This is a genomic window from Rhizobium alarense (genome assembly GCF_021555155.1).
GTDB classification, from domain to species: Bacteria; Pseudomonadota; Alphaproteobacteria; order Rhizobiales; family Rhizobiaceae; genus Rhizobium_D; species Rhizobium_D alarense.
The window spans coordinates 25,374-37,280 of sequence record NZ_JAKGBU010000004.1; the positions used below are offsets into that span (position 1 = coordinate 25,374).

At 65.6% G+C, this 11,907-nt stretch carries 10 protein-coding genes; 5 read left to right on the top strand and 5 right to left on the bottom strand.

Annotated features, from left to right (window positions below; genetic code table 11):
- Positions 1-6: 6 nt before the first annotated feature.
- The 3 genes from LXM94_RS02135 to LXM94_RS02145 are packed head-to-tail and all read right to left on the bottom strand — an operon-like array spanning position 7 to position 2,806.
- Positions 7-1,266 (bottom strand): TRAP transporter large permease, encoded by a 1,260-nt coding sequence (locus LXM94_RS02135; RefSeq protein ID WP_235769503.1) that lies wholly within the window; start codon positions 1,264-1,266, stop codon positions 7-9.
- Complete coding sequence (locus LXM94_RS02140) at positions 1,263-1,829, bottom strand: TRAP transporter small permease (RefSeq protein WP_235769504.1); 567 nt, start codon at positions 1,827-1,829, stop codon at positions 1,263-1,265. Before LXM94_RS02140 ends, LXM94_RS02135 begins: the two co-directional genes overlap by 4 nt.
- The gene (locus tag LXM94_RS02145) at positions 1,829-2,806 is read right to left on the bottom strand and encodes a TRAP transporter substrate-binding protein (protein ID WP_235769505.1); all 978 of its coding nucleotides are present in this window, start codon (positions 2,804-2,806) and stop codon (positions 1,829-1,831) included. The genes LXM94_RS02140 and LXM94_RS02145 overlap by 1 nt, the downstream gene beginning before the upstream one ends.
- A 301-nt stretch (positions 2,807-3,107) precedes the next feature.
- Between LXM94_RS02145 and LXM94_RS02150 the strand changes: the two genes are divergently transcribed.
- The 5 genes from LXM94_RS02150 to dhaL all read left to right on the top strand — a co-directional run bounded on the left by LXM94_RS02150 (position 3,108) and on the right by dhaL (position 8,528).
- Positions 3,108-3,962, top strand: a complete 855-nt coding sequence (locus tag LXM94_RS02150) for a transketolase (protein ID WP_235769506.1) — start codon at positions 3,108-3,110, stop codon at positions 3,960-3,962.
- A 14-nt stretch (positions 3,963-3,976) separates the two neighbouring features.
- A complete protein-coding gene (locus tag LXM94_RS02155) occupies positions 3,977-5,023 on the top strand; it encodes a transketolase family protein (protein ID WP_235769507.1) in 1,047 nt (348 codons plus the stop codon).
- 65 nt (positions 5,024-5,088) lie between these two features.
- Positions 5,089-5,847 (top strand): SDR family NAD(P)-dependent oxidoreductase, encoded by a 759-nt coding sequence (locus LXM94_RS02160; protein ID WP_235769508.1) that lies wholly within the window; start codon positions 5,089-5,091, stop codon positions 5,845-5,847.
- A 28-nt stretch (positions 5,848-5,875) separates the two neighbouring features.
- The gene (locus LXM94_RS02165; RefSeq protein ID WP_235769509.1) at positions 5,876-6,700 is read left to right on the top strand and encodes a sugar phosphate isomerase/epimerase family protein; all 825 of its coding nucleotides are present in this window, start codon (positions 5,876-5,878) and stop codon (positions 6,698-6,700) included.
- 79 nt (positions 6,701-6,779) lie between these two features.
- Positions 6,780-8,528 carry a dihydroxyacetone kinase subunit DhaL gene (dhaL, locus tag LXM94_RS02170; RefSeq protein WP_235769510.1) on the top strand — a complete coding sequence of 583 codons (1,749 nt, stop codon included), beginning with the start codon at positions 6,780-6,782 and terminating at the stop codon, positions 8,526-8,528.
- A gap of 104 nt (positions 8,529-8,632) precedes the next feature.
- On the opposite strand, the gene LXM94_RS02175 is transcribed toward dhaL, so the two are convergent.
- Positions 8,633-9,991, bottom strand: a complete 1,359-nt coding sequence (locus LXM94_RS02175) for a sigma-54-dependent transcriptional regulator (RefSeq protein ID WP_235769511.1) — start codon at positions 9,989-9,991, stop codon at positions 8,633-8,635.
- The gene (locus LXM94_RS02180; protein WP_235769512.1) at positions 9,988-11,802 is read right to left on the bottom strand and encodes a sensor histidine kinase; all 1,815 of its coding nucleotides are present in this window, start codon (positions 11,800-11,802) and stop codon (positions 9,988-9,990) included. The genes LXM94_RS02175 and LXM94_RS02180 overlap by 4 nt, the downstream gene beginning before the upstream one ends.
- Positions 11,803-11,907 lie beyond the last annotated feature (105 nt).

Consider the following 11,907-nt stretch of genomic DNA (forward strand, 5'->3'; position numbering starts at 1 on the left):
TCGGCCTCAATAGATCGTCAGCGCGGGAATGTAGGACATCAGCAGCAGCACCGTCAGGGCGACAAGGTAGAAGGGCCAGAGCTCCTTCACCACGGCACCGATCGGCACGCGGGCGATGACCGCACCGATGAAGAGCGTCGTGCCGATCGGCGGCGTGAAGAGGCCGATCGACAGGTTGATGCAGATCATCACGCCAAGCTGGATCGGATCCATGCCGATCGCATGGCCGATCGCGACGAAGGTCGGGCCGAGCAGCAGGATGGCGGCCGGCAGGTCGAGGAACATGCCGATGACGAGCATGATGAGGTTCATCATCAGGATGATCAGGAACGCGTTGACCAGAGTTTCCTGCGCCCACTGGGCGACGAGCGTCGGGATGCGCTCCGAGATCAGCACATGGCCGACGAGGCTCGACGCGGTGATGACGAGCATGACGACGCCGGTCGTGATGACCGTGCCGACGAGGGCCGCGTTGATGCGTTGCCAGGTCAGGTCGCGGTAGATCACCAAGCTGACGACGAGCGCGTAGAAGACGGCGATGACGCTGACTTCCGTCGGCGTGGCGATGCCCGCGCGTAAGAGCACGACGATGAAGAAGGGCATCAGCAGCGCCGGTAGCGCCGAGACCAGCGACCTGCCGAAGGTCCCGAGCGCGCCGGTATTGGTGAGGCGCGGGAAGTTGCGGATGCGTCCCGAGAGATAGCAGACGACCATCATGCCGGCTGCCAGCATCAGGCCGGGCAGGACGGCTGCCGAGAACAACGCGGCGATCGAGGCGTTGGAGACCGTCGAATAGAGGATGAGCGGAATCGACGGCGGGATGAGGCCGGCGATCGTCGAGGAGGAGGCGGTGACGGCGGCGGCAAAGCCCGCCGGATAGCCCTCGCGCTTCTGCCAGGGGATCAGCATCGAGCCGAGCGCCGAGGCTTCCGCGACCGCGGAGCCGGAGACGCCGCCGAAGATCGTCGAACCGACGACCGTCACCTGGCCCATGCCGCCATGGAAGCGGCCGACAAGGGAGGCCGCGAACTGGACGAGCTTCTGTCCGAGCGTGCCTGACATCATCAGAGAGCCCGACAGGATGAAGAAGGGGATGGCGAGCAGCGGAAAGCTTTGCGTCGGCTGGAACAGCTTGACGACCGCGACGACGGTCGGCGTGCCACCGTTGATGAGGATGGCTGCGCCGGCGGCGATGATCAGCGCGTAGCCGACGGGCACCGAGAGCGCCAGCATCGCCGCGAAGAGACCGGTCATGATGGCGGTCATGTCATATGCTCCGTGTCCGGTTCATGCAGGGTCCGCGGGTTGTCGCAGCAGGCGACGCGTACGAGATTGACGAGCGAGGCGAGCGTGATGCCGCCGAAGCCGAAGAGCAGCGAACTGTAGGCCCAGGCCTGACCGAGACCGGTCATCGGAAAGACCTGCGCCTTGGTGATAGAGATCACCTGCAATGAGAGATAGGCGAGGAAGGCGAAGGAGACCGCCACCAGAAGATGGATCAGTACGAGCAGGATGCGAAGCTGTTCGGCGCTCAACAGCGCCTGAAAGGCTTCGGCGGCGATATGCGCGCCGCGATGGGCACCGATGACGATACCGCCCATGATCAGCCAGGGAAACAGCAGGTTGGGCACCTCGTTCGGCCATCCGAGACCGGCCTGGGTCAGGTAGCGGACGATCACCTCCGCCATCAGCGCGAGAAAGATGGCGATGACCGAGCCGACCGCGATGACCACGGCGATCCGGTCCAGCACGAGGCCGATCCCGTCGGCGATGCGCAAGGCGGGAGAACCCGCCTTGGCACCTTTGTTGCGGACGTCGCCCGGCGTCATCATTTCTCCGCCGCATCCTTGGCCGCTGCGACAAGTTCGTCGACGAGCTCCGGATACTGCTCGCGCCACTTGTCGTAGACCGACTGGGTTGCCGCGACGAAGGGGGCGGGATCGACCTCGTTGACCTTGATGCCGGCATCCTTCAGCGTGCCGAGAAGTTCGTCCGACTGGTCGCGCACCATCTTGCGGTTCAGGTCTCCGGCTTCCTTCGCCGCGTCGCGCAGGATCTGCTGGTCTTCCGGCGAGAGCGTGTCAAAGACCATCTTGGAAGCGAGGAACGGTGTCGCCTCGTATTTATGGTTGGTCATCGAGATGAAGGGCTGAACCTCGTGCAGCTTGGACGAATAGATGTTGATCAGCGGGTTCTCCTGGCCATCGACGACGCCCTGCTGGAGCGCGATGTAGAGCTCCGAAAAGGCCATCGGCGTCGGCGAGGCGCCGAGAGCGGCGAAGATATCGACGGTCATCGGATCCGGCGGCGTGCGGATCTTCATGCCGGCGAGATCACCCGGCACGGTGATCGGCATCTTGGAATTGGAGGTCTCGCGGATGCCGTTGTTCCACCAGCCGAGCACGACGAGGCCTTGCACTTCCGCAGCAGCCGCGATCTTGTCGCCGACCGGGCCGTCCATCACCGCCTCGGCCTGGTCGAGGCTCTGGAACAGGAAGGGAAGGCCGAGAAGCGCGATCTCCGGCACGACGGCCGACGTGGTGCCCTGCGAGTTGGCCGAAAACGCGATGGTGCCAAGGCGCATGTTGGTGATCGTCTCGGCGTCGTCGCCGAACTGTGCGGCGCCGCCGACATCGACCTTCAGCCGGCCATCAGTCTTCTGCTCGACGAGTTCGGCGAACTTCAGCGAAGCGACGTCCTTCGGGTTGCCGGTGGCGGCGTTGTGCGAAAGCTGGAATGTCTGGGCGCTTGTCTGGCTGGCGCAGAGCGCAATGGCGGCAGCGGCCAACAGATGACGGATATTCATGTGTCTCCTCCCTGAGAGCGTGGGTGCGGTATCGGTCAGCGAAAGGGAAATCCTCCGCGTGCTGCAGGGGCGTTCGGCTGTCCCTCATTCGTCTGCCGGCTAGCGGCAAAGGGGACCGATCGTTCCTGCAGCGGAGCGTCCTCCTCGCCCGCCTTGCCAGACCCTCGCTCATCTAGAGGAACACGTCACCTAAGTTTTCCTAAACAACTTGTTCGAATATCTTAATTGTCAGGCTGCCGCTTCCGGGGTCAGTAGTTGAGGCGTGAGCGCAGCGGTGCTGCCTCGCGGGACGGGAGGAACCATGACCAGCCAGAGCCCGGCAATTCAGCTGTCGAACATGAGTCTTGCACGCCGCGCGTGGGAAATCCGCCGTAAGGCCGTGCGCATGGGCGAGGTGCAGGGGCAGGGATATGTCGGCCAGGCGCTCGGCATCGCCGACGTTCTCGCCGTTTCCTATTTCCATGCGCTGACCCACAGGCCGGACGATCCGGAATGGGAAGGCCGCGATCGCTTCCTCTTGTCCATCGGCCATTATGCGATCGCGCTCTATGCGGCCCTCATCGAGGCCGGCATCCTGCCCGAGCAGGAACTGGAGACCTATGGCACCGACGACAGCCGCCTGCCGATGTCCGGCATGGCCGCCTATACGCCCGGCATGGAGATCACCGGCGGCTCGCTCGGCCAGGGGCTCGGCATCGGCGTCGGCATGGCGCTCGGCCTGAAGGCCAAGAAGAACCCGGCCTTCGTCTACAACCTGATGTCCGACGGCGAGCTGGGTGAGGGCTCGACCTGGGAGGCGGCCATGTCGGCGGCCCATCACAGGCTCGACAATCTCGTCTCCATCGTCGATTTCAACGACCAGCAGGCCGACGGCAAATCGACCGAGACGCTGAGCGCCGAGCCGCTTGCCGACAAATGGGCGGCCTTCGGCTGGCATGTGCAGCGCGTCGACGGCAACGACATCAAGGCCCTCGTCGCCGCCTTCGACACCGCCCGCAATCTCGCCGAACCCAGGCCACGCGTCATCGTCTGCGACACCGTCATGTGCAAGGGCGTGCCCTTCCTGGAGGCGCGCGAGATCATGCATTTCGTCCGGGTCGAGGCCGATGAATGGCAGAAGGCGCTTGCCGTGCTCGACGCAAACCGGCCAGCATGAGGGAGGAAAGTACCATGGCCGCAAGCCGCGCCTACGATCCGCACCGCAAATGGGAACCGCGTAGCGCGCCGAAGCCCGGCGAGGGCGGACGCACCTCCGCGATGATCGCCTCGCTGGCCGCGGAAGGCTACGAGACCGTCTCCGCACCCTTCGGCCACGCGCTGGTCGCGGAAGCCAGGAAGAACGACCGCATCGTCGGCCTTACCGCCGATCTTGCCAAATACACCGACCTGCACATCTTCGCCGAGGCTTTTCCTGAGCGCTTCTACCAGATGGGCATGGCCGAGCAGGTGATGATCTCGGCTGCCGCCGGCATGGCGCGCGAGGGCTTCATACCCTTCGCCACCACCTACGCCGTCTTTGCCTCACGCCGGGCCTACGATTTCATCGCCATGGCGATCGCCGAGGAATACCTGCCGGTCAAGATCGTCTGTGCGCTGCCGGGGCTCACGACCGGATACGGGCCGAGCCATCAGGCGACCGAAGACATCGCGATCTTTCGCGGCCTGCCGAACCTCACCATCGTCGATCCCTGCGACGCGATCGACGTGATGGAAGCGGTGCCGGCGATCGTCGCGCATCCTGGACCGGTCTACATGCGCCTGCCGCGCGGCAAGGTGGCGTCCGTCATCCGCCGCCACTGCCCGGATTACCGGTTCGAACTCGGCAAGGCCAAGTTACTCCGCGACGGCACGGATGCGCTGGTCATCGCGTCGGGCTTCATGACGATGCGCGCGCTTGATGCGGCCGAGGAGATGGCGCGCGACGGCATTTCTGTCGCCGTGCTGCATTGCCCGACGATCAAGCCGCTCGACACCGAAACCATCCTGGCCGAGGCCGGCAGGGGCGGGCGGCTGGTCGTTACGGCGGAAAACCACACCAAGGTCGGCGGCCTCGGCGAGGCGGTCGCTTCGACGCTGCTGACCAACGGCGTGACCCCGACATTCCGCATGATCGGCCTGCCGGACCGGTTCCTCGATGCAGGCGCGCTGCCGACGCTGCACGACCGCTACGGCATCTCGACCGCCGCGATGGTGACGCAGATCCGCGACTGGCTCTGACACGGTTTCAACGAATACATCGCCCGCGACAGGCGTCGGGGCTTGAGACTCAAGGGAGAACATCCATGGCTACAGCGCTGCTCCAGGGCAAATTCGCCGTCGTCACCGGCGCGGCTTCGAAGCGCGGGCTCGGCAAGGCAACCGCGAAGCTTTTCGCCGAGCACGGCGCGACGGTCGCCATCCTCGATCTCGACGAAACGGCCGCCAAGGAGGCTGCCGCCGATCTCGGACCGCAGCATGTCGGCATGGCCTGCGACGTCACCGATCTCGACGGCGTCAAGGCGGTGATGGACAGGCTCGCCGCCACCTGGGGCGCGATCGACATCCTCGTCAACAATGCCGGCATCACCCAGCCACTCAAGATCATGGAGATCGCGCCGAAGAATTACGACGCGGTGCTCGACGTCAACCTGCGCGGCACGCTCTATTGCAGCCAGGCGGTCATTCCGCACATGCGCGCGCGCAAGGAAGGCAGGATCGTCAACCTCTCCTCGGTTTCCGCCCAGCGCGGCGGCGGCATCTTCGGCGGCCCGCATTATTCGGCGGCCAAGGCCGGCGTGCTCGGGCTCACCAAGGCGATGGCGCGTGAGCTGGCGCCCGACAATGTGCGCGTCAACGCCATCTGCCCCGGCTTCATCGCGACCGACATCACCGCCGGCCTGCTGACGCCGGAAAAGCTCGTCGAGATCAAGGCCGGCATCCCGATGGGCCGGCCGGGCACGGCCGAGGACGTCGCCGGCTGCGCGCTGTTCCTCGCCTCCGACCTCTCGGCCTATGTCACCGGCTCCGAGGTCGACGTCAACGGCGGCTCGCTGATCCATTGATCCGCGCGCGGATGTCCGGGAGGGCGGCATGAAACTGGGCTTGGGAAGCTACGCCTTCCGCTGGTCGATCGGCATCCGGGACCTGCAGCCGGAAACGCCGATGACGGCCATGGCGGTGCTGGAGATCGCGCATGATCACGGGCTGGCGCTCGTGCAATATGCCGACAACCTGCCGCTCGACCGCCTGACGGCGGACGAGCACCGGGCGCTGAAGGCCCGCGCGGACGGGTACGGCATGACGCTGGAACTCGGAACGCAATCCTTCGATGCCGAGGAGCTGGCGCGCTACATCCCGATCGGCGAGCGCATCGGCGCGAGGATCCTGCGCGTGGCGCTCGACGCCGACGACGCTCTTGTCCCGGTACCGGAGCTTGCGGCCCAGATCCGCGAATTGCTGCCGGACGGCAAGCGCGCCGGCCTGCGCTTTGCCATCGAGAACCACTTCAACTACCCCTCGCCGCGCATCGTGGATCTGCTCGATACCGTCGCCGACGATGCGCTCGGCGTCTGCCTCGACGTCGCGAATTCGATCTGCGCCGGCGAATGGCCGATGACGACGGTGAAGATGCTCGCGCCCTACGCGATCAACCTGCACCTGAAGGACTACCACATCGTGCCCGACCCCTACGGCGTCGGCTTCCGCATCGTCGGCACGCCGCTCGGCGAGGGGCGGGCGGAAATCGGCGAAATCCTTAGCTGCCTTGCCCACTGCCCTGATGACATGAGTGTCATCCTCGAGCACTGGTTGCCGCAGACCGACGACATGGTAGCGACGCGGCGGCTGGAGCACGAGTGGCTCGGCCGGACGGTTGCCGCGGCAAAGCGGCTCGTTCTCCGCAGGCACGCGGCCTGACGGGTTCAGAGAACAAGACGACATATGAGGCCGATGCCGGCCTTGACGGACGCAAGGCGTCCGGGAGGAGAAGCACGCCATGACGATCAGGACGAAGAAGCTCATCAATGCGCCGGAAGACATCATCCCCGAATTCATCGAGGGTCTGGTCGGCGCCTATCCCGATCTGCTGACCGTCGAGGGTTCGACGGGCCGCGCCGTCGTCGCGCGTCATGGCCCGCGCGACGGCAAGGTGGGAATCGTCATCGGCGGCGGCTCGGGTCATGAACCCGCCTTCGCCGGCTATGTCGGTCGTGGCCTTGCCGATGCGGCGGCTGTCGGCAATGTCTTCGCGTCGCCCTCGCCGGAGCAGATCCTTGATGCCGGGCGCGCGGCCGATGGCGGGGCAGGGGTGGTGTTCCTGTACGGAAACTATACCGGCGACGTCCTGAACTTCACCATGGCAGCCGAGGAACTGGCCGCCGAAGGCACGCCGATCCGCCACATCGCGGTCACCGACGACGTCGCGTCCGCGCCGTATAACCGCCGCAGCGAACGCCGCGGCGTCGCTGGCGACTTCTTCGTCTTCAAGTGTGCAGGTGCGGCGGCCGATCGCGGCGAGCCGCTGGAACGGGTCGAAGCCTTGGCCCGCCTTGCCAACGACCGTTGCCGTTCGATGGGCGTGGCGCTCGGCGCCTGCTCGCTGCCGCAGACCGGCACGCCGAATTTCGAAATTGGACCCGGAGACATGGAAATCGGCATGGGCCTGCATGGCGAACCGGGCATGCGGCGGGAACCGCTTGCTACCGCCGATACCGTCACGGACGTCCTGATGGAGCCGATCCTTTCGGAACTCGACCTGACGGAAGGCGATCGCGTCGCCGTGCTTGTCAACGGCCTCGGTGCGACGACCCAGCTCGAGCTCTTCGTGCTCTTCCGCCGTGTGCGGCAAATCCTCGAGGCCCGTGACGTTGCCATCCACGCAAGTTGGGTCGGCGAATATGCGACCTCGCTCGAAATGGCCGGCGCGTCCGTGACGCTGCTGAAACTCGACGAGACCCTGACCCCGCTGCTCGATCATCCGTGCAGGACGCCGGCCCTGACCGTCGGGGCGGCGCCTGAGCCGATCGCCGGTGCGACCCGGAGCGCACGGCAAATGCGTGCCGCCAAGAGGGCGACAGCGGTTGATCGCCTGTCATTGAAGCAGGGTGGGCGGATTGCGCCCACGACTTTCCGTGGGTCGATGATGGCAGTGGCGGAAGCCATCCGGCGGGAAAGGGACTGGCTGTCGCAACTCGACGGGGTCATCGGCGACGGCGATCACGGTATCACTATGGACACCGGCTGGACCGCGGTCACCGCCGCTCTTGCCGCATTGCCGGCGGATGCAACGATCTCGGAAATCTGCGAGACGATCGCCCACGCCTTTCTCACCGCCGTCGGCGCCTCCTCCGGCCCGCTCTACGCCGAAGCCTTCCGCAGCGCCGGCGCGGCGGTTTCCGATCGGCTGGACCTCGACGGTCCCGCCCTTGCGGCCTGGGTCAAGGGCATGAGCGACGGTATCCTCGCCCGCGGCGGCGCGAAGCCAGGCGACAAGACAATGATCGACGCCTGGGTGCCGGCAGCGCTGGCCGCAGCCGACGCGGCCGATCGGGGTATGGATGAGAGCGCCGTGCTTGAGGCAGCGCGCGACGCGGCCAGGGCCGGCATGCACGACACCGCGGAGATCGAGAGCCGTTGCGGCCGCTCGGCGAAGCTTGGCGCACGCTCGCTCGGCCACATCGATCCCGGCGCGGCTTCGGCGAGTGTCATGCTCGCGGCGATGTGCAGCGTATTGGCGCTGCGATGAGGTGCCCGCAGTCGATGCGTTGCGCCGTTGCACCGCGACTGGAGCGGCGCTGTCCTCCCGCAGAGCCCTGCGCTGACTAGGATGGGGCCTTCCCGGCCATCATCCTACTCATTCGCGGAGTTCGACAACTTCCGCAATGCCTGAAGACCGTAGCGGGCGACCTTTTCGTTGAGCGTGCGATGGGGGATTTGCAGGGCCATGGCGGCGCGCGCGGCGTTGCCGTCGTGTTTTTCAAGCGCCTCCCGGATGAGATGCGTCTCGTAGGCGGCCAGCCGATCCGGCAGGGGCAGATCCTGTGCCATATCGGCTGTCCGGCCGGAGGATGGCCAGGGGTCATCGAGGCCCAATGCAAAGCGTTCCGCCCGCGCCTTGAGCTCACGGACATTGCCGCGCCACTCCTCCTGCTGCAGGCGGTCTGCCAAATCGGCCGGCACGGCGCGTTCCGCGCGACCATAGCGGCGGGCGGCAAGCGATGCGAAGTGACCGAACAGCAGGCCGATATCATTCCTGCGCTGCCGGAGCGGCGGGATGCGCACGTCGACGGTCGCCAACCGGTAGAACAGATCCTCGCGAAAACGTCCGGCGAGAATATCGGCGGAAAGATCGCTTTTGGCCGCTGCAACGATGCGCACGTCGACCGGTCTCACACGGTTCTCGCCGAGCCGCTCGATCGCCCGTTCCTGCAGCACGCGCAGTATTTTCGCCTGCAGGCCAAGCGGCATCGACTCGATCTCGTCGAGAAAGATGGTGCCGCCGGCCGCATATTCGAACTTGCCCTTGCGGTCCGAAATCGCGCCGGTAAACGCGCCTTTCGCGTGGCCGAAGACTTCGCTTTCGAAAATGGTCTCCGGCAGCGCCCCGCAGTTGATCGCGACAAACGGGCCGGAGGCGCGGCGCGACTGGTGGTGCAGAGCCTGCGCCACCAGTTCCTTGCCCGTCCCCGTTTCACCGATGATCAGTACGTCTATGTCGACATCGGCAAGCGTGGCGATCCGGCTGCGCAGGTCCCGGATCGGCATGCTGTCGCCCACGATGTTTCCCGCCTTCCCACCCTCTCGGACAAGGCCTTGCAGCCGCTCGATCTCCTGCTTCATCCGCCGCTTCTCGACAGCCTTGTCGAGGACGGAAAGCAGCCGGTCGGCATCGTAAGGCTTTTCGATGAAATCCTCGGCCCCCTGTTTCATCGCCTGCACGGCAAGTGTCACATCGCCATGCGCGGTCATCAGGATGACCGGAACCTCCCGCTTCTGGCGTACGATCGAGTTCAAAAGCGTCATTCCGTCGATGCCCGGCATGCGCAAGTCGGTCACCACGACGTCCGGTTCTTCGCGCTGCAAGGCCTGAAACGCCTCTTCCGGCCGGTGGAAGGCATCGACCGAAAACCCGCTGACGGCCAGCCAGTCCGCCGCGGCCTTCAGCAAGTCGCGGTCATCATCCACGAGCAGCACGCGCCCGCGGCTCATTGGGCCGCTTCCAGGGTCGGGTCGCCGCGTCTGCCGAGCGGTACGGAAACCGTCGCGCATGTTCCGCCGCCCGGCACCTCTGCGAAACGGATTTCGCCGCCGCATTCCCGAACGATCGTCGTCGCGATCGACAGGCCGAGTCCCAGCCCCCCGCCCGTCAGCTTCGTCGTGAAGAAGGGCTCGAGAATGCGATCGCGATGCTCCGGCGCAATGCCCGATCCGTTGTCGACGATGGCGACTTCGACGCAGTCGTCATCGTGCGTTCGCCGGATGGCGACTGCGGGGTCGGGCCGCCCTTCCACCGCATCGAGTGCATTCAGCAGAAGGTTAAGCATTGCCTGTTCCAGTTTCAGCGCCACGGCGACGACGACTGGTGACGGTTCCGTCGCCTCGATGACCGGAGTCACGCCGAGGGCTTTTGCGCGAGGCGCAGCGAGGTCCACGACGTTGCGGATGACCGAGTCGATCGCCACGTCCTCCAGTTCGGATGCGCCCTTGCGGGAAAAGGTCTTCAGATGTTTGACGGTACGCTGCATGCGCTTGACGAGCGCGCGTGCATCAAGGAGCCGTTCGCCGACTGCACCTGCCTTGTCCTTGCCGGCCAGCACGCCGGCTGTGGCCAGTGTCGTGTCGAGCGCGGCGAGCGGCTGGCTGACCTCGTGCACGATCGCCGCCGACATGCGCCCGAGCGCGGCCATCTTCTCCGCGTGGATGAGCCCTTCCTGCGTGCGGCGCAGTTCTTCTTCGGTTTTCTTGCGCATGTCAATCTCGCAGGCGAGGTCCTGCGTCCGCTCCGTCACCATGCGCTCGAGCAGTTCGCCCTGGCGCAGCCGCATGCGGATGAGTTGGGCGCGCTGATGCAGGAAATAAAGGGCGCCGGTCGAAACCAGGCCGGCGATGAGCGCCGCGAGTGCCCAGAACCCGGTGAGCTTTGCCGTGTCTTCCGTGCTGGTTGCCGCCAGCACCCGCCAACCATCCGGCTCCACGGCAGAGAATCTGGCGAGCAACTGCTGGCCTCCTTCGCCGACCCGCAGCGACCGCTCCTCCACTGCACCGGTGGGCATGCCGATGCCCGCCGGCAGAATCGGCTTCGTTGACGCGACGTCGGCGCCCTCATAGGTACGCTCCTCGGCAAGCCGGATCGCGGCATCGTCACCCAGAGGCACCAGCGGGCGATATTTCCAGTCCGGATTGCCCGACAGGAAGACAATACCCCAGCGATCGGCGATCGCCGTCTGCACGCCTGCAGCCTCCCAGGTCAGTTCCAACGGCAGCAGGTCCGCTTTCACCACGACCACGATAGGCGGTTTGCCGGCAAGATCGATCCGCGAGGCGAGGAAATAGCCGGGCTTCTTGGTCGTCACACCGATCGCATAGTAACGTCCGTCGCCATTGCGCATTGCATTTCGGAAATAGGGGCGAAAGCTGTAGTCGTGCCCGACAAAGCTCTCGGGTGTCGCATGGTTGCTGGCAGCGAGCGTGATGCCACGTTCGTCGAGCACGTAGAGTTCCGCCGGCCCGGCTTGCTTGACAATCGTTTCGAGGTAGAAGTTGGCGGCGGCGAGTTGGGCCTCGCTTCGCGTGCTTCCTGCCAGCGCGCGGATGCGTGCATCCTCGCCGACGACGACGGGCAGGTAGCGGAAGCGCTCGATCTCCGTCTGGATTGCCCGATTGGTCAGAACGAGGCTGCGCTGGAGTTGGCTCTCCAGGGTGCTGATCGCGACACCGCTCGCCAGATAATACGCGATGAAGGGCGCGACGCATGTCACGACGAGCATGGCGATGGTCATGCGGCCAATGGTGCGCGTCATTCTCGGGTCGAGCCGCCTTCGGGTCTTCCTGTCAATCGACACCAGCGTCCCTTTCGCGAAGGGTGAACAGATGGATCCTACTGCCTCGCCCGCCCTCGATCCCGA

Excerpts from the sequence above, each read along its gene's own strand:
- LXM94_RS02140 (WP_235769504.1), bottom strand. The coding sequence starts at position 1,829 with ATGACGCCGGGCGACGTCCGCAACAAAGGTGCCAAGGCGGGTTCTCCC.
- LXM94_RS02180 (WP_235769512.1), bottom strand. The coding sequence starts at position 11,802 with ATGACGCGCACCATTGGCCGCATGACCATCGCCATGCTCGTCGTGACA.
- LXM94_RS02155 (WP_235769507.1), top strand. The coding sequence starts at position 3,977 with ATGGCCGCAAGCCGCGCCTACGATCCGCACCGCAAATGGGAACCGCGT.
- LXM94_RS02160 (WP_235769508.1), top strand. The coding sequence starts at position 5,089 with ATGGCTACAGCGCTGCTCCAGGGCAAATTCGCCGTCGTCACCGGCGCG.
- LXM94_RS02165 (WP_235769509.1), top strand. The coding sequence starts at position 5,876 with ATGAAACTGGGCTTGGGAAGCTACGCCTTCCGCTGGTCGATCGGCATC.
- dhaL (WP_235769510.1), top strand. The coding sequence starts at position 6,780 with ATGACGATCAGGACGAAGAAGCTCATCAATGCGCCGGAAGACATCATC.
- LXM94_RS02175 (WP_235769511.1), bottom strand. The coding sequence starts at position 9,991 with ATGAGCCGCGGGCGCGTGCTGCTCGTGGATGATGACCGCGACTTGCTG.
- LXM94_RS02150 (WP_235769506.1), top strand. The coding sequence starts at position 3,108 with ATGACCAGCCAGAGCCCGGCAATTCAGCTGTCGAACATGAGTCTTGCA.
- LXM94_RS02135 (WP_235769503.1), bottom strand. The coding sequence starts at position 1,266 with ATGACCGCCATCATGACCGGTCTCTTCGCGGCGATGCTGGCGCTCTCG.
- LXM94_RS02145 (WP_235769505.1), bottom strand. The coding sequence starts at position 2,806 with ATGAATATCCGTCATCTGTTGGCCGCTGCCGCCATTGCGCTCTGCGCC.